The following is a 19,817-nucleotide window of genomic DNA, read 5'->3' on the forward strand; positions in this document are numbered from 1 at the left end:
CTTTGCGGGCAGCCCTTTCGGTATTCTGCTTTCATCGTGCCGACTCTCCTTCCTGTATGTACTCGAGACTTACGATTCGGCCCTTCCCGAAAAAAAAAAAACTTTCCGGTACTATGGCCTCTGCTGACTTCTCACCACAAGCTTTACTCCGTCTTTCGGTTTTTTTTCCTACTTGACGTCAGTGAGACCTCCCCGGGTAAGAGCGATAACCTTCCCCTCATCCATCTGCCACATTTACATGATGAGATTCGGGCAGTATTGGACTTTGCTTTGTTAGGCAAGCTCGTCCGTCTCACCATGCCTCTTATGTGATTTCTGTTCGTCAGACCGAGGGTTTGCCTCCGGCTTCCTTCAGATTCGGCCTCACGACCGACACCCTTGCCTTTGGCTAACAGTTCCTACTGCCAAGCCTGTAGCGGACTTTCACCGCCAAGTTATCGCCCATGCCGGGCGCACCCAAAGAAGAAGCCCTGCCACATATGCGGTAGGGCTTCTTTCTGCTTCTTACAGGCTTACAGCAGCTCGCGGCGGAGCTCTTCAGCCGATTTTGGGGAGAGGTAGCCCAGCGGAATATCATACACCGTCTTGGCCCCTTGCTGCCCTTCTCTGCTTAAACGTTGTGCAGCTCTCGCATAAGCCACGAGCACGCTGGATGTAAATTCAGGATTGCTGTCGAGCTTCAGACCAAACTCAATGATTTGGTTATTACCGGACCCGGTAACTCCGCTGCGGATAACGAAACCGCCATGAGGCATCCCGGCATGCTGAGTATCCAGCTCTTCTTGTGTAATAAAAGTCACGGTCGTGTCATAATCAGCAAAGTAATTAGGCATCGATACAATCGTTTGACGGATTTGCTCTTGATCCGCTCCTTCTTCGGCAACGATGAAGCAGTCTCTCCGATGCTTCTCACGTGTTGCCAGCTCTGGCGTTTCGCCTGAACGAATCCGGTCGATAACCTCTTCCACCGGAACGGTGTATTGAACTCCGGCTTGTACACCGGAAACACGGCGAATTGCATCTGAATGGCCCTGACTGACGCCTTTGCCCCAGAAGGTGTACGTTTGTCCTTCAGGCAGGATCGATTCGGCAAGCAAACGATTCATGGAGAACAAACCTGGATCCCAGCCTGTCGAGATGACACTGATATGGCCACCAGCTACTGCTGCCTTATTGACCTCTTCGAAAAACTCAGGGATTTTAGCATGTGTATCGAAGCTGTCTACCGTATTAAACATATTTGCAAGCTGCGGTGTTTGCTCAGGCAGATCCGTAGCTGAACCACCGCACAGAATCATAACGTCAATCTTGCCGATATACTGCTCTGCCGCGGATATATGCTCGAAGCGGGCGCCGGTATTCGCCGGCATCTGCTGCGGATCTCTGCGTGTGAAGATGGCTACCAGTTCCATGTCCGGATTTTGTCCGATCGCTTTCTGGACGCCTTTACCCAAGTTACCGTAACCTACGATTCCTACTTTAACTGATGTGTTCAATGTTATCCTCCCTTTACTAATCCATACTCTCGGCACAATATTAATGTACTGCTATAGAGTATAAGTATATCAAACTCATTCAATTGTAAACTTTTTTGATATGCACTGAAAATCCTTTTATCCGGATAGTGCAAACTTTCGATCGGATTATCCAATACACTACCAGATTACGGGAATGAAGAAATAACCAGCGAAGTGTATAATAGAGACATATCAACAAAGGAGCCTACATGTTTATGAAAAAAATAACGGCATTCACAGTAAGCTTAACCTTGTCATTCTCCCTAATATCCACGTCATTAGCCCCGGTTTCCGTCGAAGCAGCCCCCGTCAAGGAATGGATACAGATCTCCGAAAGCACGTCCTATTACGGTGAAGCAGCCAATGGTCAGCCCCATGGACGCGGTACGATCAAGTGGGGGAATGGCAAGCAATATTCCGGCGATTTCACTAACGGGAAGCGCACCGGAAACGGCAAATACATTAACGAATACCAAGTAGACGGGGAAACACATAAAGTGGTATACACCGGCCTTTGGAGCAATGACAAAATGGATGGCGAAGGCATCCTGACGCATAAGGTGACATTGCCCGACGGGTCCGTCCGATGGAATCAGATCCAGAAAGGGACATTCCAGGCAGGCATCTTCCAAAACGGGTACGATGTCATACATGCCATCGCGGATCCCGACTACAGCTTTACCTACAAAAATGGTAAGGAATCGCTCGTCATTATGGGTTCCAATCAAAACATGAAGAAAGCTTGGGCCACCGGAACGATGTTCAGCGTACATTACAAAAACGGAACCGTTAACAAGAAATATTCGATCTTCCCTGCCAACTCGGCGGCTGAACAGCGTCAAAATGACGCCGCAATCCAATATTTCAAGAGCATTCAAACTAAAGTGGCTCCTCACCTGCAGCAATTTGAGGCATTGTCCAAGCAGGTTCCATTAAAATAACCTGGCCCCCAATACAATCATCAAGGAACCCGGTAACATGCCTAAAGCAATGACCGGGTTCTTCTATTTAACGAGGGAGCCTATCAATCACATTTTGTCTATAAAGTAGGACCCTCGAGTACAAATTGTAGCGTATAGCGATCCAGCTTCCGCACTTCTACGTTGTATCCTAACAGTTCGGCCGTTTGCAGAAGTGGAATCATCGTCTTCCCTTCCAGGATATATGGAGCATGCCGCAGGGTGATTTCGGTTTCTGCGTGCTCCTTATTATGCTCCTGTTTGCCGCTCCAAATCCGCGCTTTCGCAGAATCTACAGTCAGTTCGGCTACCGCATTGTGACCGGACAACGTCATCGCTCCGGCATGATAATCTGCCGATATCCCAAGCGCTTTAACCGCTTCCTTTACGGGTACCATCAGTTCCTGTTCATCCTGCATTTTCCGAATTGTAAAGGGAACGGACTCCATGCTGCCAGCGATAACTACTTCTACACTCCGGACTTCCTTTCCCATAATCAGCACCGTATCAACCTGTTTCATCAAGCGTTCTACGAATGCAGCTGCATTACCTGCCGTCATTCTATATCGGGCATCCGCTTCGCCCACTGCTTGGGTGATCCGGGAGTTAATGTCCTGGGAATGATGCGAGAGATCCTTGAATTGGGTAAAGTCATAAGTCCATTCGGCCTCAGCTTGGAAATCGTACACTTGCGTATTGCCGTATTGGCTCAGCTGCCGAAACATCCATGTCTTCATCTCCAGCTGATTGCTGTATCGGGCCGGATTCGTATCCTGCCACAGCTTTTGCCGCAGAATGCTGTAAGGCGGGTAATATATCATGAACTCGACATCAGGATAGGCCTCCACAAGCGACAACACATACGTATTGAAATGGTGCTGAACCTGCTCGATGGGCTCTTCATTCATGCCAAAATAGTATTCCGTATTTCTGGCCCGTTCATAGGCTTTCATCACTTGATCATTTCCGTAGGTCGCCTCATAGTTCCAGTTGTACAGGTACTCTATATTTTGGGGTGAATCTCCCATGAGCATTTTCACGATCCCTTTCGCAAAATTTTCATAGGCCGAGTAATTGAACCAATATTTATAGTCATTCCACCAGATGTCGTCATATAAGTATTCCGGGAAATAAGCATCTGCACCTTCATCCGGATTCTTTAGCGAAAAGTAGTCGAGTCCCCACAACACCTTTTTGACCTTGCCTGTCTGAAGGGCCAGTGATGCAATTTTGTACTGTTCATCTGCTGTCGAACCGCGCATGGATAGTTTGAGGGCTTGTCCTCCCAGAGCCTCTCCTACCTCAGACGGCAGGAAATTCTCCGTCATGGACGTACCAAGAATGATCGTATCATACGAGTAATTGCGGGCCAGCCCCGGGTTCTGATACCGCTGCTCACTGGTAAAAACGGGTGGATACCATGTGGCTTTGCGGTAGAACTGAAGCGGATCCAGCACATAGGTCATACCACTAACCAGCAGAGCCACGATAATGGTGCAAAGCGCAAACTGTATCAGCATGCGTCTCCCTGCCCGCCTGCGAGGGCGAAAGGATACTGGAGAAACAGTTGCACTCGACTTGGGTGAGGCTGACTTGGTGGCTGTGGATGGCGTTGACATATTGTATAGCCGCCTTTCCTAGAAATTAAAATACAGAAATTCGCTGATGCGCGTAATATACATGAGAGAGATGACAAACAGGACCGCACAAGTGATGGCTTGTTTGAAATTCGGACGGAAGGACACGGACAGTTCTGAAGAATTACGGCCTAGCAGAACCATCGGTGTGATCACGACAATCAAGGCAAGCGGCTCTAATAAGGCTGAATTCAAGTAGAGATGCAAGCCTGCCAGCCCACTCATTCCTTTCAGTAATCGCATGGCCTCGGCCCAGGTTTCTGCACGGAAAAAGACCCAGGTAACCGTAATGAACACGAACGTGATCGCCCAAGCAAGAATACGCGGCATTGTGATGCCAAGCTTCCCCCATAACCGGTGAATCACTTGCCCGACGCCGTGCAGCAGGCCCCAGAACAGAAATGTCCAGCCCGCACCGTGCCATAACCCCCCGATGAGGAACGTAAGCACCAGGTTGCGCAGCATAATCGCTTCGCCGCGGCGGTTGCCCCCAAGCGGGATATAAATATAGTCACGTAAAAAACGGCTTAGCGTCATATGCCAGCGGCGCCAAAAATCCTGTATATTCAGCGCCTTATAAGGCGAATTGAAGTTTTGCGGCAGCCGGATGTTAAATAGAAGCGCTGCACCGATAGCCATGTCGGTATAGCCGCTGAAATCAAAATAGAGCTGGAACGTGTAAGTCAGGGCAGCGATCCAGGAGTCCACAAAGCCTGACGCCGTATCAAAACCTGCATTCGCATATACCGCCAGGGTATCGGCAATCACTACCTTCTTAAATAAACCGATACAGAATATATAAATGCCGTTCGCTGCATTGCCCCAGTCCCACAGCTTCCCCCGAACCCGATCAAACTGCGGCATCATCTCGCCGTGATGCAGAATCGGGCCCGCAATCAGATGCGGATAGAACGTAACGAATAATACATAATTGATGATATTGTACTCACTGGCTTTCCCCCTGTAAGCATCGACCAAATATGCAATTTGGGTGAACGTAAAAAAACTGATCCCCAGAGGCAGCACCAGGTTTAAAAGCGGTACTTCCCATCCGGTAGCTGCTCCTATGTTAACGAGAAAGAAATCGGCATATTTATAGTAAATCAAGAGCAGCACGTTGCCAGAGATGCCCAAAAACAATATGATTTTTGATACACGTCTCCTCTGAGTTGAAGAAGGATTTTGGGAGACCGTTTGCCGGGCTTGCAGCAGCCTTCCGATCGTATAGTTGAACGCAATGGATCCAAGAAGCAAAGGAAGATAGCTGATATTCCACCAGCTGTAAAAAAACAACGAAGAGAGTGCCAGCCAGCATTTGGCCGCCACTCCATATCGAAATCGGTTTAGCACAAAATAAACGATAACGGTAATCGGTAGGAATACAAATATAAAAGGATAGGAATTAAATAACATGCCCGAGAAGGCACCTCCAACATATCTGATTGTGGCAGCTGCTACGCTTTTTTTGTCGTTTCTAGGCATGTATCCCTAGACCTAGATAATATCATATATTTTACAGATGCGATATTATTTACCTTCTAATATTGCTATATCATTATATCGAATTTTGTTGTAATAAACATAAGCTTTATATAAAAAAAGAGACCGCTAGAATGCGGCCTCATGCTCTTCCTCTATGAAGTTATAGCATGGAAGATGCCGTTCATGAGTTTAGATTGCAAGGAAATCTATAATCTTGCATGACATGCAGCCTATTGCGCCGTCCAGCCGCCATCCACAAGCAATAAAGTACCTGTCACAAGATCGGATGCCGGGGAAGCTAAATAGATGACCGCTCCCGCCACATCACCAATGGTTCCGATCCGCCCCGCCGGAATCCGGGCGAGTACACCGTCCCGAAAATCCGGAGAATCCAGCCTCTCGGCAGTTCCCGGCGTATGGATAAAGGTAGGGCCGACCGCGTTAATATTCACGCCGCGACTGGACCACTCCAGCGCCAGCACCTTCGTGAGCTGGTTTACGCCGCCTTTTGAAGCGCAATATGCAGCACCTTCGGTAATGCCTACAACACTCACCTGTGAGCTGACATTAATGATTTTTCCATATCCCTGTTTCAGCATGATGCGGCCGGCAGCCTGACAGCAGAAGAATACACCCTTCAAGTTCACATCCAGCATCTCGTCCCAATACTCTTCCGTAATGTCTTCAGCCAGCATTCCTTCTCCCACGCCAGCGTTGTTGACCACAATATCAATTTGGCCAAAATCCTCAGCAACTTGATCAAATACGGAACGGATCTGCTCCACATTCCGTACATCCAGCTCATAAGCCCTAGCTTGGCCTCCTGATTGGGAAATCTCCTCCACCAACTGATCCAGCGCTGCAACACTTCGTGCCATAACGGCAACCTTGGCGCCTGCCGCCGCAAGCGCTTGGGCTAGGCCATAACCGATCCCCTTGCTTGCACCTGTCACGATCGCTATTTTATCCTGTATGCTGAAATTAGGCTGCATATGTAATACCTCCATCACCTTAGATTCTATGTAGTTTCATTAAAGCATGATGGCTCGTCAGTGGCAATCGTTTCCAATCTCCCCTCCCCAGTAAATCCATCCAATTAAGGCCTAAAGTACGTTAATTTGCAGCAGCAATAGAGGAATCTCTGCCTGTGGGCTAGAAATGATGAGAACTATAGCGATCGTTGTCTAGTATGGAGAGTATGGAGGAAATCCAAGTATGAGCGAACGATTATCTGAAGCGCAGCAACAAGCGATTCTTCATGTCGAATCAACAGCGGCGGGCCAACGAAAAGTCGCTTTGGAAATGACGGAACAAATCTTGCGGAAACATGAACAAGACTCCGTAACGATCGGCTCGCTGTTAACCCATATCGGAAAGTCTGCACGTGTTACGTTAAATTTCCATCCGGATCGGATAATGCCCACCGGACACGCTGTCATCGAATCCCTCTTGGCCGAAGGCATATATCATAACCAGTTCATCTCGAGCGTGACGAATGGAAGCCGAACCGCCTACCCGGGCGGTGACCGCGACCAATGGGAACGGCTCCTGTTTGGCGGTGCCTACCAGCAGCCTGATGTGCGTAACGACGAGCGGCCGAAATACGGAGCACTCAATCTCATGAATTATGCCGATGGCGCATCTCCCCGCTTCGGTTCCTGTTTATTGGTGCTTTCCCCTAACATATTGAACCGCTGCACCTTTACATTCGGAGACAGTCATGCAGGTCCTGAATTTGTGGGCACCATCCGTCAATGGGATTCGATTCTCGCTGCACTCTTGCATCAAGTTGAGACCACAGGCTCGGCCCTGGGTTTCCCGAATGTGGACATTCCGTCCATGCTGGAGCGCATTCTTAATCTGCCTTTATCGCATACCGGTTTCTCCGGACCTGTCGGTCGTTCCTTGGATGATTATATTGAAGCGCAGATCCATGGTGTCATCGACTTGTCCAGCGATGTGGAGGCCCTAGTGGCCGATCCATCCTATAAGGACTCCCCGATCGGGCATTTGCTCCATGCATTATGTGTACGGTATGACCTCACCTTGTCCTGGCATCCAGGCTTCTGCCTTGCTGTACAGGATGTTCCGGATGATTTCCGGGGACCCGTCATGCCACCGCTCGCCAAACGGATCGATCAACGCTTTGGAGGCTCGCTGGGCATGCTGGATGCAGCTATTATTGGCAAAGCCGCTGCTCAACTGCACCATGATCCAATCCAGTGGAGCGATTGGGGAACTTTTGATGAAACCTTCCAGCATCTCAAACAGCTGTGGCATGTGCTCGTAAAGTATGGACATTCATATCCGTATACACCAAACCGTTAAGCTGTATTTTTGCCTAAGTACGTGCATTGGCATGAGGGTCCGACTAAAGATAACCGGGCTAGCGATATCCGTGCAGCAACGGCTAGGTCTTTTGGGCGCAGCTTCTTATATATTGATCTTAGAAAGGATGATGACCGGATGGATTGGGTCCAGCGGATGAATGAGGCCATAGGCTATATAGAAGGACACATAACCCAAGAGATCGATTATGCTGAGGCTGCTCAGATCGCTTGCTGCTCCGTGTACCATTTTCAACGCATGTTTCCGTTCATTTCGGATGTTTCGCTGTCCGAATACATACGGAGACGCCGGCTGACACTGGCCGCCTACGAGCTGCAAAATAGCGAAATCAAAGTAATCGACCTTGCCCTTAAATATGGTTATGATTCCCCGGAGGCGTTCGCGCGCGCATTCCAGAACATGCATGGCACAACGCCGACGGCCGCACGCCAGGCCGGCACCAAACTGAAGGCCTATCCCCGCATCTCCTTTCAATTCTCAATGCAAGGGGCTGCCGAAATGAATTACAGAATCGAAGAGATGAAGGAGTTTTCCGTTGTCGGTTTCAAGGAGCAAGTCAACACGCAGCATGCCTATGAAGATGTTCCCCGCCTCTGGATGGAGGCTCAGGAGAAGGGCATTTTCGAGAAGCTATGGAACTATCGTGTGCAAGACCATCCAATCCGGGGAATACTGGGTGTTTGTGCAGACGGTGACTACGGGAAGAATGAGCATTTTGACTACACCATGTCCGTCGTATCCCAGGATACGCCTCAGGAACCGATGGTACAGCGGCATTTCCCCACCGCCACTTGGGCCGTATTCGAGCTGGAAGGTGATCCGAGCGGCATTGCGGAGATGTGGAAACGGCTTTATACGGAGTGGATACCGTCCCATGCTTATGATCTCGCGCCGCTCCCCGCCATCGAATGCTATCTTCCTCCGGACGAGTATAAGAACGAGTTATGGGTTCCTGTCGTTAGAAAGGCACAGTAGATTCCATCGCTGAAGACGTGCACTTTTTTGCTCACCGTTGCTAGACGTTCCTAAACATGAGCATATTATCGATGCGGTGAGCACCCCCATTATTTTTCTGCCAAAAAATCATAATAAAAGAAGCCGCAAATTCTGTGCAATACAGAGTTTGCGGCTCTTATATAGAAATTGTGCATCAAGGCTATAATCTTGACGTTACTTGTTCAGCATGCGTCGAAGCATAACCACGGCCTCTGCTCGGGTGGCCGGGGCATCCGGCTCGAACTTCCCGCCGCTGCGACCGCTAACCAGTCCTTCGGCGTATGCGGCGGCGATATAGCCTTTGGCCCAGGCTGGAAAACTCGCAAGGTCTGCAAACTTGGCATCCTGTCCTTGAAGCGGTTCTAAACCTAGCGCTTTGGCGAGCATGACGGTTAACTCCGCTCTTGTGATAACGCCTGCAGGCTGGAATCGCCCATCCTTATATCCCTGGATAATCCCTGCCTCTGCCGCAAGCCCTACCGCTTCCCTAGACCATCTTGGGATGTCTGATTCATCTTTAAACGTGTATTTGCTGTCACCCTGCAAAGCCAGTGCTCTAACCAGCATCACCGTAAATTCATCGCGTCTAATCAAGGAATCCGGCTTAAATATGCTGTTAGCGTAGCCTTTGACCAGCCCTTTGCTGGCCAGCTCGTCAATCGCTGCCTGAGCCCAGTGTCCTTTCGTGTCACGAAAAGCTTCCAGAGCCTGAGGAGGTTCAGGTTTGATCGGCGGCTCAAGATTTGGCACACTGCGAACAATGGTCAGGGTATACGTGTTCACCTTGCCACTCTCGGCGGTTACCTTAATCTCTATGACATTCTCCCCAGGTTTTAAGGAGATCCGGCCATCTTTATCCCAAGGTCCGGTGATTCTTGCCTTGCTATGAGCGGCCGTCAGATCGAATCGGATCTCTGACGCCTCGGTCTCGGCCCGATACGCGAACACGTTCGGCGAGAAGGCTGGACTCAGCTTCAAAGCATCCCCGGTTTCCCCAATTCCAATAGAGAATGTATGAAGCTGTGCACTATCCGAAGGAATCATCGGTGTAGTTGGGTTCGGATTCGCCGGTCCTGGATCAGGATCGCCTCCTGGACTTGGAGTTGGAGGCGTCGTAGAGAGCTGAAGTGTCCTCGCTGCTGCCTGGAGCGGTGCGCTTTCGTTCCCGGCATGGTCATACGCCTTTACTCGAAACGTATAGGATGTATTCGGCGTTAACCCACCAACTACGTAGGAATACGTGCTGCCAGTTACTGTTGCTACCGGAGTATCTGCGGTATCTTCGCGGTATACCCGATATCCTGTAACCTCTTCATCATCCGAGGCTTGCGGCCAGGATAACCTCATCGATGTAGTGCTAATGTCAGATATCATCAGTTGTCCGAAATCAGGCCATACCGGGGCTTCCTGATCCGGATCAGGGCCTGAATTCGGATCTTCCAGCGTCTGAACCGTCGTCTGGAGCGGAACGCTCGCATTGCCGGCCCGATCATAGGCACGGACGCTAAGCGTATACGATGTGTCGGCCGCCAAACCGTTCATCACGTAGGAATACGTGGCACCCGTCACGGTTGCTGCCGGCGTGGCATCATTCCCATTAAAAATGCGATATTCTGCAACCTCGTCATTGTCCGTGGCTTCAGGCCAAGACAGCTTGAGGGAGTCGGTGGATATGTCGGATGCAAGCAGCTCCGCAGCCGCAGGCCATAACGGCTCTTCCGTGTCTGGCTGCGGGTCATCCTCCGTTATCGTGATAACCGCCTGGATTGGGGTACCAACGACTGTACCTGGCACTGCAGCAATATTCAAATAAAACTCACGGTCACCTTCATGGATATCATCATTTAGAATTTCGATCTCAATCCATTTCTCAAGCTCTCCATCGGCAAATGCGAGCGTTCCCGAAGCTGACGTATAATGCTTGTTAGCCTTAGCGCTTCCGTCCGCAGTATGATAAGAGACAGCGACAGCACCGTGACTGCCTCCTTCACGCATCACTTTCACCCGCACCTCAGATCCGTCCTCCGAAACCGCGTAATCAGCCGCTTCCAGCCTCAGCGTTCCCGGTTCGGGCTGCACAACAATTGCCTTATAGATATACAGGGTTTGATTGGAAGATAGAATAAGGTCCGGCGTTCCGTCCTCGGCATAATCCCCGACAAGCGCCCGGTGTATTCCATTTCCCTGTGCCGCCAATTCGGTCTGCCACAGCAAATTCAACTGGGCTGACGCATACTCCTTGGAATACAATTCAACGCCTTTTCCCGTCGTAACGATTATTTCCGATTGGCCATCCCCGTTCACATCCTCAGCATAAACTTTTTGATTGCCCGGGACTAGAGAGTTCTGCTGAAGATTGTATGTATTGTCCCCATGATTCGTATAAAAGAAGACACCCAAGATATCATTCAGCGCCAGTATATCGATGTGCCCATCACCATTAATATCCGTTGAAACGAGATCCACGATATTTCCCGGTATTAGATGAAAGGTCTCGCTCCGCGTATAATCATTTCCCTTATACCGCTGCAGACCCAGCATCGGACTGGCCACAACCAAATCTACCGTGCCTATGGCTCCATTCGTAATGGTTGTCGCTCTATTGCCGCCTGGTGTCAATGTGAGGGGGATCATTGTAAAAGTTCTATCTGCGGCAACGTGAACCATGGTAACCTGATTGAAATTAATAATCATAATGTCTGTCTTACCATCCAAATCAAAGTCCGCAGCTACAATATCCTGAGAAGGCAGCAATGAAAGCAGCCTCATATCACGAAAGGAACCGTTACCTTCCCCGTACCATATGAACGTCCCCATTTGCGTTCCGATCAGCAAGTCCAAGTGACCGTCCTGATCGTAATCATCGATTTCTAGTGAATGCGGGACCCCCAGAACCTGCAGGCTTTGTGGTTGAGGACCAAATGTTCCATCCCCCTGGCCATAGAATACATGGACACTCCCATCATCCGTTATGGCCGCAAAATCCAAATGACCGTCATGGTTGAAATCACCCGACTTTAAATCTACCACCTTACCGCCAAGCTGGGCGATCTCGGATTTATTCTCATAGTCTGGCACGGCCGCAAAGGCACTCGGCTGCAGCAGCAAAAGGCTGCATAGCAGTACCATCATGAATTTATAACCTTTTCGAATATTCATACATCTCCTCCCGGTCATCATCTTCAACTTCTAACCTCCCGTTCATGAAATAGACCTGTCCTTTATTTGTGCGCTCCGAATTTATTGTAAGACAACGCGGAAAACAAAAAATCCCCCTGAGGGGGGATAGAGGAGGTGGAATATGGATACATTACATCAAGTTTGAAGTTTATTCGTTCTCTTGGGATCGCTTAGCTTCTCGGCCTGCGCAATCGCCTCACTCAGATTGGCTGCATTCAGTTTGCTATAGATCCGCTTCCGATGCGTCTTCACCGTTTCATAGGTAACATTCAGTTTCTCTGCGATTTCCCTTCCGCTCAGATGATCGAGCAGTCCTTGAAAAACATCCATCTCCCTGGACGTCAATAGAGCCTCCAGCGGTGAATCCACCGATTCGGCCATTCCATCCGCTGCGGCCAGAATCGATCTGACAAATGAAAGAGAGGCGGAATCTTTCCCACGGTGTTGTCCCCGCTGCTTCGCGCGGATCAATTCATGAAGCATTCCCATGACCGTAGCGCCCTCGTCGAGGAATATCCGGGTGAAGTCATTGGCCTCCGATACCTGGAGTGCCTCTTCAAGCTGAATCAGGGCTCTGCGCTGCTCCTCCCTGGACTGCAGCATCACTGCTGTAATACATAAGATTTCGGCCTCATCGATCGGCCTCATCTCACTCTCCGCAAGATACAGCAGCCGGTCCAGCAGCTCTTCGGCCTCCTCCCATCTACCTTGTAGAACGAGAACGCGGGCAAACAACTGATAGTCAAATAATTCAAAGACAGACACCCTGTCCCGGCTGGATAAATGGCACTGTTCCCCCCAAGCCAGTGCAGGCACCGGATCACCGTATTGCAATTGGAGACGTATGGCCTCCAGGTGTAAAATTTCCATTCCCCGGGGAATGTCCATCCACTTCATCCTCCGCTGTCCGCCTTCAAGCAGTTCCAGAGCTTCAAACATATGGCCCTCTGCCGCCTTGAGCTTCGCCTGGAGGATCCAGCTCGCTACAAGATCATGCTCCGGCCGGTTAGGATTTTGACTGATCCACGTCATCGCCCTGGAAACATAATCGGCAGCCGCCGATAGATCATTCCAATAGTAGAGTACTTCCGCATGATTAAGATATAACTTGCCTAGAAAAATCGGATTCACAGCCTGATACACCTCTGCCATCTGCATGGTGTAAGGCGCTGCAATCGACCTTGAGGCATGGCCGCGTCCAATTTTATAGGTTTTTACCGTGATTGGCTGCAGGGGCTTCTCCGGTTGGCCGAATATGATTTTGATGCCATTCGGAGCGTATCGCACGACCTGCTCATACTCCTGCTTGGCCAGCTTCAGATCTTTCCGCCCAAATACCATTAACGTGCCGCGTACATAATGTGACATCGCCAAATATTCATGGTGCTGCACCTCGCTCAATCCCTCATAGGCTTCGGCATACCAAGCGTCCGCTTGATGCAGCAGCGCTTCTCCCTCAGAGATTTCCCCAGATTCCTCGGCAATCAACGAATTGGCATAGGAGAAAAAGAGAACCGGGTGTTGAAGCAAAATATCGCTCGGAATCGCAGATAACCATTTTTGTAGATTCGACCATTCCCAATCCACGACGCGGGAAGTCATCTCGCTTAACACCAATACGGCCTGCTCGTAATATTGGCCTTGCAAGTAATACTCAACGGCTTCCTCCTCAAGGCGCTGTTCACAACACCAATCGCCGGCTGCCTTATATAACAATCTCTTATTAACCTGTTCATTCTGTTCAAGGCGTCTTAGCAAAAATTCCAAAAACAAATGATGAAACCGGAACCATTCTCCCTTATCATCCAGTGCCACGACAAACAGATGAGAACGTTCTATCGATTCGATTAGCTCGCGGCTATCCTCAAATCCGGACACAGCCATGCTTAAGGAAACATTCCAACGCTTCAGGATCGAGCATGTAAGCAAAAATTGCTTCATCCGATCGCCCTGAGCGGAGAATACCTCTTCGAACAGATACCGCTTCACTTCTCGGCTATCCCCTGCAAAATTATGGATAAACGACTCTTTATTCTCCTGCCGCCGCATCGCAATGGATGCAAGCTTAAGCCCGGTAATCCATCCCTCGGTTTTTCTGACGAGCACGGAGGAGAGCTCCGTGTTCAGCGGCAAGTCACTATGTTCAAAAAACTGCGCACCCTCCTTCTCGGTAAACCGCATGTCTTCGGCATTGAGTCTGCTGGCAAGCTGCCTGGCTTCCATGCGAGCTACAGAGAAAGCGGGTTCGATACGGCTGATGAGGCAAACATGGATGCACTTGGGTAAATAGTCCGTAAAATAAGCGAATGACGCCAGCAAAATTTCATTCTGAATCACATGAAAATCATCAAGAACCAGGATCAGCTCCTGATCCAGTTTATCCAGCATGTTCAGGCACACGATAAGCCCTTGATCATAACCTTCCGTATGCAGAAGCGGCAGCACGGGTTGGACTTCACCCCCATACGTCGGAAACGCTTTAGCAATGGCCGCCGTGATGTACCTCCAAAAGCGGGAGCCTTGATTATCGCTGACATCCAATGACACCCAAGCAGTCTGTTTCTCCTGCTGCAGCAGCCATTCACTGACAAGCGTCGTTTTTCCGTATCCCGCCGGCGCGCAGACCAGGGTCATATTTCCCGACATCGCATCCATCAGCCGGTCATCCAGACGCGGCCGGGGGATTAGAGTGGACACCGTTCTGGGAACGGTTAATTTCGACTGCAGTAGTGGCTCGCGTACACCGAGTTCAGTTCCATTTATCATCATACGCCTCCGTCTCACTTCGAATTTTAGGCTGGGACATAAGCTGACAACATAACACCCAGACGCGTTAATCCATCATTTCAGTACTATTCTACCATTCCGTGAACAGGGCAGTAAGCTCCAATTCACAATCCTTGCCCATTCGAAGACTCCTTCATATGCTCATATAAAAGAAAACCGCTCTTCATCAGAGCGGGTGGCATCTTTGTGTATTACGCTGTACACCAGGAAGAAAGTCCATCGTCATCGAATATGGTGTACCTACCTGATCCGTCTACTCGGTCTGCACGGGAATCATGATGATAAATTCGGGGTCATCCGCATAAGGATCCTGACTCATCGGATATTTTTCAAAATGGGTTAAATGATCCGGGTTATATTCCGAGTAACCTTGTTCTTTGATCCAAGCATAGATATTGTTATAGGACTGATCGATGCTCTGCTCTTTCCGATGAGCACAAGTGGCATAGGTTAAAGCAGGAACGGATATCGTAACCATCCCGTCCGGAACTTCGCCGATCCGTTCCACTTCCACGACCGCGTAATGAATAAATCCCTCACCGCCGGGAACTGCGTGATAAGATAGCCCCAGCAACGTGTCGGTATGTAAGGCATGGGGTATCTCCTCGAGCCGCTCTTGCAGCGTCCGATGCACCGCACGTATCCCGCCTGCACCCGCTTCGGCAAATGTGCCTTCCCACTTCAATCCTATCGCCTGAAAAGCTTCCTTGCTCGTAACCGCTGCTTCGTTTCGTTGATCGATAGTCATCCGTAAATGCTCCTTTATCCTATATTTGATTTCATTATATACTTGAACTATGCCAGAAACTGTCACAGTATAAAAAAATCATAGGAGCGAAATCATGCCCAAAACCGAACGGATCCTTAAGGTCATGCAGCGGGTGTATGAACGGCAAAACTTCACCGTCGGCGAGTTAGCCGAAGAATTCTCGGTTTCGTACCGTACGATGCTCCGCTATCTTCACGAGCTGTCTCGTCTAGGTGTTCCTTTATACGCTAATGAGGGGAAAAACGGCGGATATTCCATGCTGACATCGCGGCAAATGATAGAACGATCCGCGCAGACGAATGAATCCATTCAGCGGATCATCAAACCGCAGACCCTGATCGTCGGAATGGAGATGAAGCTTCCTTTCACGGCCTATTATATGTCTCAAGCCCTCAAGTCAAAGCTCTGGCAGGAACTCCAGGACCGCATGGAGGAAATTCCATATATCCGCAAGAAAACTCCAAGTCCCTTATATATTGCAGCTGTTTTGAACCGGCAGAAGATCTATCACTATGTTGCCGGAGTCGAGGTAACCACGATTCGCGATACGCCAGAGCGGATGGTGAGTTTAACCCTGCCGACACAGGAATATGCCATGTACACGCATGAAGGACATGCCGACCGGGAGGATACCGACCAGTCCTATAGCTATGTTATCCAGCAGTTGAAACAACGGTGCCTTAAGCCAAACCCGACGCTCTACAGCTTGGAGCTGAGAACTTCGATACATGCCTCTAAAGCCCAAATCTACATCCCTTTAATTGAATAAGAGACTTCCCGAATCGTCATCAATCCTTCGGTAAATCACACCTTACACAGGGGCAAAGGTCTTATTCCAGCTAAAAAAAGCGAGCCCCGGATCATGATCCGTGACTCGCTTTTACTCGTTAAATGGCTTTCGGATTATCGACCACAGGATTCACATCCGCATCGTAATCCACGCCGTCGGTTTCAAAGCCGAACAGCTGGAAGAACTCGCGGCGGTAACCGGCAAGGTCTGTCAGTTCTTCAATATTTTCGCTCGTAACCTTGCTCCACAATTCGGCCACTTCGGCTTGCACATCATCACGAAGTTCCCAATCGTCGATACGGATACGGCCCTTCTCATCCACCGGCGTCTCTTGCCCTTTATAGAGACGATCGGAGAATAGACGATAGATCTGCTCGATGCAGCCCTCGTGCAGCCCCTTCTCCTTCATGACTTTGTACAGCGCCGATACGTACAGCGGAACGACCGGGATCGCCGAGCTGGATTGGGTCACTAACGCTTTGCTAACCGTCACATAAGCGCGTCCGCCTCCGGCAGCGAGCTTCTCTTTCAATTTCAGCGCGGTGGCCTCCAGATGATCCTTGGCTTGTCCAATCGATCCATCACGGTAAATGGCTTTAGTAATCTCGGAGCCGATATAGGAGAACGCAATCGTGGTCACATTAGGAGCCAAAACGCCGCCTTCCGCCAACTCATTCATCCATAATTCCCAATCGTCGCCGCCCATCACCTCTACGGTGTTCTTCACTTCCTCTTCCGTGGCCGGCTCAATCGTTACCTCCGTCACTTCACCCGTATGGAAGTTTACCGTCTTGTTGGTATAGGCTGGTCCGATCGGCTTCAATACGGAGTTGACCGTCTCGCCCGTCTCAGGCAGCGTACGGCGCGCCGAGGCAACGCTGTATACGACAAGATCAACCTGGCCCAGCTCTTTACGGATCAGTTCAACCGTTTTGGCTTTGGTCTCTTGCGTGAAGGCATCCCCCGTCACACTAAACGATTTCAAGCCGGCTGCTTCTGCTGCCTTCTCAAAAGCAACTGAGTTATACCAGCCCGCCGAAGCTGTCCGTTTCTCCGTTGCCTGACTCGGACGATACACTCCCACCGTATTCGCACGTGCGCCAAATGCGGCAGCAATTCGGGCTGACAAGCCATATCCCGTAGAAGCACCGATGACCAGCACGTTGCGCGGCCCCTCGATACCAGGCTGCTTCAATACATAATCAATTTGTTCCCGTACTTGGGCTTCGCAGCCTACAGGATGGGAGGTGGTGCAAATAAATCCTCGTGTTCTAGGTTTAATAATCATATTTATATACCTCTCTTCTTGTGGTTCATCGCTTCATACTGTATGTATGCTTTTCCAAGTTCCCTTCTATTTTAACTGTTTTTTGTGAAGAGAGGAAATCGTTTGACGTAAAAAACAAGAAAACCTCTCTTTTCGAACGATGAGAGCTGAAGTCAGCATCAATTCAAAAGGAGAGGTTCTGTGAAAGTTACTCGTTTTTAGTAATCCTTTATATGACCGTTAAACTTATTTAAACGAAGCGTACCCTTGGTCAGCCATGACCACGCTGCCTGTAATCGCAGCGGCTTCATCCAGAGACACGAGATACACGGTATCTGCGACAACTTCAGGTTGTGTTAATTCTCCGCCCATGACTTTGGCTCTCATGGAATCCAGCATTCCGGAATCTTTATAGCCTTGGATAATCGGTGTATCAACTGCTCCAGGAGCAACGGCAACGACACGAATACCGTATGGTGCCAGTTCAAGCGCAGCGGATTTGCTCATCATGATGACGGCGCCTTTTGTAGCGTGATAAGCAAACGTTCCGGGCGAAGCCAGGAATCCGAATACGGATGCTGTATTAATGATTACGCCTTTAATGCCAAGCTCTTTCATCTTTCGGCCTGCCGCAATAATACCGTAGGCAACCCCGTGCTGATTCACGTTAATGGTGCGATGGTAGAGATCCATATTTTGCTCGAGAACCGGTCCAGCGCCGCCAATCCCCGCATTGTTATGCATGACATCGATCCGGCCGTAAAGCTCAACCGCTTTATCCACTAGTGCCTCAACGCTTTCTTGTTTGGATACATCGACTTGAACGAAAGTGGCTTCGCCGCCTTCTTTTTTGATCATGTCCACTGTCTCTTGACCAGCTGTCTCATTAAAATCGGCAACGACGACACGATCACCTTTTCTAGCAAATTTAAGGGAGACCTGACGACCAATCCCACTCGCTCCTCCGGTAATTACCGCTACACGTTGTTCTGACATTATCAATGACCTCCTTGGGCAAAATAGCTTTATTATTTGAACATTGTGTGTCCATGTCCTTGTGTTCATTGTAACGCTGCGTTATATTTAAGTAAATTTAAACCTAATTAATATTACTTAACTTTAATTTAAGTAAGGATGAGGTCATATGAATCTTGAACAACTGGAATATATTGTAGAGACGGCCAAGACAGGCTCATTAACCAAAGCCGCTCAGAATTGCAATGTCACCCTTTCCGCCGTCAGCCAAGCCGTGTCCAGCCTGGAAGCCGAGTTCGGTTTCTCCTTGTTCACCCGCTCGCGGCTTGGTGCCGTACCCACAGCGGAAGGCCAGCGAATTCTCCAGAAGGCCTATGCCATATTGGAACAATTTCAGGAGCTGAAATCAGAAGCCGAAGGATATTCCAACCTGCTGGGCGGATCTTTGCGGATTGCTACCGTTCCGGTACCCTTAACGCTGTCTATCGATGCCATTATCCAATTTAAGAAGGACTTCCCACATATCAAACTCGAAATCACGGAAAAACCGACGCTCGATATTATTGAGGATATCAAGCAAAACCATGCGGATATCGGCCTGATATTTGTTGATGATTCCATCATTCAACACCATCGCGGTCTCCATTTCGGCAAGCTGCTGGAGAGCAATTTCGTAGTGGGTGTGAGCCGTCAATCGCCACTGGCCATGCGGCAATCGATTACACCCGAAGAACTCCGTAAACATCCGTTGGTTCTCTACAAGGATGACAGTCTGTTAAAGCTGATGGATGCATTCGAAGAGCAATACGGAGAAATGGATATTCTCTTCTCAACCAACCAGACGAGGGTCATCCAGAAGATCGTTGAAGAGAATGTTGCACTTACAGTGGGGGTCGATTTGTCATTCTCCAGCTTTACTCCGGTACCATCAGGAAATATCGTCACACTGGAGCTGGAGATGCCCGCAGGCCACACTGCCTCCTCATTCGGTTGGGTCCAGCTCGGTACCCATCACCTGTCGAAGCCGGCATCAATTTTTTTGGACAGGCTGAAGCATCAGATTGGATGAACACCCTCATATTCGTAACCGAACACAAAAAACCAACCGA

General features: G+C 49.5%; 14 protein-coding genes. 5 read left to right on the forward strand and 9 right to left on the reverse strand.

Features of this window, described 5'->3' with window-relative positions:
* Positions 1–512 precede the first annotated feature (512 nt).
* Entirely contained in the window at positions 513–1,496 is a 984-nt protein-coding gene (locus AM231_RS17960; RefSeq protein ID WP_054403886.1) for a diaminopimelate dehydrogenase, read from the reverse strand.
* Between the two features lie 236 nt (positions 1,497–1,732).
* On the opposite strand from AM231_RS17960, the gene AM231_RS17965 reads away from it, so the two are divergent.
* Entirely contained in the window at positions 1,733–2,458 is a 726-nt protein-coding gene (locus AM231_RS17965) for an MORN repeat-containing protein (protein WP_054403887.1), read from the forward strand.
* Positions 2,459–2,556: 98 nt separating this feature from the next.
* On the opposite strand, the gene AM231_RS17970 is transcribed toward AM231_RS17965, so the two are convergent.
* From AM231_RS17970 to AM231_RS17980, 3 genes are all read right to left on the reverse strand, one after another.
* Entirely contained in the window at positions 2,557–3,996 is a 1,440-nt protein-coding gene (locus tag AM231_RS17970) for a copper amine oxidase N-terminal domain-containing protein (protein ID WP_054403888.1), read from the reverse strand.
* A gap of 117 nt (positions 3,997–4,113) precedes the next feature.
* The gene (locus AM231_RS17975) at positions 4,114–5,526 is read right to left on the reverse strand and encodes an MBOAT family O-acyltransferase (protein ID WP_054403889.1); all 1,413 of its coding nucleotides are present in this window, start codon (positions 5,524–5,526) and stop codon (positions 4,114–4,116) included.
* A gap of 299 nt (positions 5,527–5,825) precedes the next feature.
* Positions 5,826–6,587, reverse strand: a complete 762-nt coding sequence (locus AM231_RS17980; RefSeq protein WP_054403890.1) for an SDR family NAD(P)-dependent oxidoreductase — start codon at positions 6,585–6,587, stop codon at positions 5,826–5,828.
* A 223-nt stretch (positions 6,588–6,810) separates the two neighbouring features.
* Here AM231_RS17980 and AM231_RS17985 point away from each other — a divergent pair, with 223 nt between their 5' ends.
* Together AM231_RS17985 and AM231_RS17990 are read left to right on the forward strand one after the other, a co-directional pair.
* Positions 6,811–7,923, forward strand: a complete 1,113-nt coding sequence (locus tag AM231_RS17985) for a DUF3626 domain-containing protein (protein ID WP_054403891.1) — start codon at positions 6,811–6,813, stop codon at positions 7,921–7,923.
* 138 nt (positions 7,924–8,061) lie between these two features.
* Positions 8,062–8,919 (forward strand): AraC family transcriptional regulator, encoded by an 858-nt coding sequence (locus tag AM231_RS17990; protein WP_054403892.1) that lies wholly within the window; start codon positions 8,062–8,064, stop codon positions 8,917–8,919.
* A gap of 195 nt (positions 8,920–9,114) precedes the next feature.
* Here the strand turns inward: AM231_RS17990 and AM231_RS17995 are convergent, their stop codons facing one another.
* From AM231_RS17995 to AM231_RS18005, 3 genes are all read right to left on the reverse strand, one after another.
* Complete coding sequence (locus AM231_RS17995) at positions 9,115–12,099, reverse strand: S-layer homology domain-containing protein (RefSeq protein ID WP_054403893.1); 2,985 nt, start codon at positions 12,097–12,099, stop codon at positions 9,115–9,117.
* 156 nt (positions 12,100–12,255) lie between these two features.
* Positions 12,256–14,889 (reverse strand): winged helix-turn-helix domain-containing protein, encoded by a 2,634-nt coding sequence (locus tag AM231_RS18000; RefSeq protein ID WP_082341742.1) that lies wholly within the window; start codon positions 14,887–14,889, stop codon positions 12,256–12,258.
* A gap of 271 nt (positions 14,890–15,160) precedes the next feature.
* Complete coding sequence (locus AM231_RS18005; protein WP_054403895.1) at positions 15,161–15,655, reverse strand: GyrI-like domain-containing protein; 495 nt, start codon at positions 15,653–15,655, stop codon at positions 15,161–15,163.
* Between the two features lie 94 nt (positions 15,656–15,749).
* Between AM231_RS18005 and AM231_RS18010 the strand changes: the two genes are divergently transcribed.
* On the forward strand, positions 15,750–16,445 hold the full coding sequence (locus AM231_RS18010; RefSeq protein WP_054403896.1) for a GyrI-like domain-containing protein: 696 nt from the start codon (positions 15,750–15,752) through the stop codon (positions 16,443–16,445).
* 118 nt (positions 16,446–16,563) lie between these two features.
* On the opposite strand, the gene fabV is transcribed toward AM231_RS18010, so the two are convergent.
* Together fabV and AM231_RS18020 are read right to left on the reverse strand one after the other, a co-directional pair.
* Positions 16,564–17,754 carry an enoyl-ACP reductase FabV gene (gene fabV / locus AM231_RS18015; protein ID WP_054403897.1) on the reverse strand — a complete coding sequence of 397 codons (1,191 nt, stop codon included), beginning with the start codon at positions 17,752–17,754 and terminating at the stop codon, positions 16,564–16,566.
* 225 nt (positions 17,755–17,979) lie between these two features.
* On the reverse strand, positions 17,980–18,729 hold the full coding sequence (locus AM231_RS18020; protein ID WP_054403898.1) for an SDR family NAD(P)-dependent oxidoreductase: 750 nt from the start codon (positions 18,727–18,729) through the stop codon (positions 17,980–17,982).
* Positions 18,730–18,877: 148 nt separating this feature from the next.
* Here AM231_RS18020 and AM231_RS18025 point away from each other — a divergent pair, with 148 nt between their 5' ends.
* The gene (locus AM231_RS18025; protein WP_054403899.1) at positions 18,878–19,777 is read left to right on the forward strand and encodes a LysR family transcriptional regulator; all 900 of its coding nucleotides are present in this window, start codon (positions 18,878–18,880) and stop codon (positions 19,775–19,777) included.
* The last annotated feature ends 40 nt before the right edge of the window (positions 19,778–19,817 follow it).

Source organism: Paenibacillus solani, assembly GCF_001277345.1.
GTDB classification, from domain to species: Bacteria; Bacillota; Bacilli; order Paenibacillales; family Paenibacillaceae; genus Paenibacillus_AQ; species Paenibacillus_AQ solani.

Coding starts and splice junctions, on each gene's coding strand:
- AM231_RS18000 (WP_082341742.1), bottom strand. CDS start 14,889: ATGATGATAAATGGAACTGAACTCGGTGTACGCGAGCCACTACTGCAG.
- AM231_RS17985 (WP_054403891.1), top strand. CDS start 6,811: ATGAGCGAACGATTATCTGAAGCGCAGCAACAAGCGATTCTTCATGTC.
- AM231_RS17975 (WP_054403889.1), bottom strand. CDS start 5,526: ATGTTATTTAATTCCTATCCTTTTATATTTGTATTCCTACCGATTACC.
- fabV (WP_054403897.1), bottom strand. CDS start 17,754: ATGATTATTAAACCTAGAACACGAGGATTTATTTGCACCACCTCCCAT.
- AM231_RS18025 (WP_054403899.1), top strand. CDS start 18,878: ATGAATCTTGAACAACTGGAATATATTGTAGAGACGGCCAAGACAGGC.
- AM231_RS18005 (WP_054403895.1), bottom strand. CDS start 15,655: ATGACTATCGATCAACGAAACGAAGCAGCGGTTACGAGCAAGGAAGCT.
- AM231_RS18010 (WP_054403896.1), top strand. CDS start 15,750: ATGCCCAAAACCGAACGGATCCTTAAGGTCATGCAGCGGGTGTATGAA.
- AM231_RS18020 (WP_054403898.1), bottom strand. CDS start 18,729: ATGTCAGAACAACGTGTAGCGGTAATTACCGGAGGAGCGAGTGGGATT.
- AM231_RS17995 (WP_054403893.1), bottom strand. CDS start 12,099: ATGAATATTCGAAAAGGTTATAAATTCATGATGGTACTGCTATGCAGC.
- AM231_RS17965 (WP_054403887.1), top strand. CDS start 1,733: ATGAAAAAAATAACGGCATTCACAGTAAGCTTAACCTTGTCATTCTCC.
- AM231_RS17970 (WP_054403888.1), bottom strand. CDS start 3,996: ATGCTGATACAGTTTGCGCTTTGCACCATTATCGTGGCTCTGCTGGTT.
- AM231_RS17980 (WP_054403890.1), bottom strand. CDS start 6,587: ATGCAGCCTAATTTCAGCATACAGGATAAAATAGCGATCGTGACAGGT.
- AM231_RS17990 (WP_054403892.1), top strand. CDS start 8,062: ATGGATTGGGTCCAGCGGATGAATGAGGCCATAGGCTATATAGAAGGA.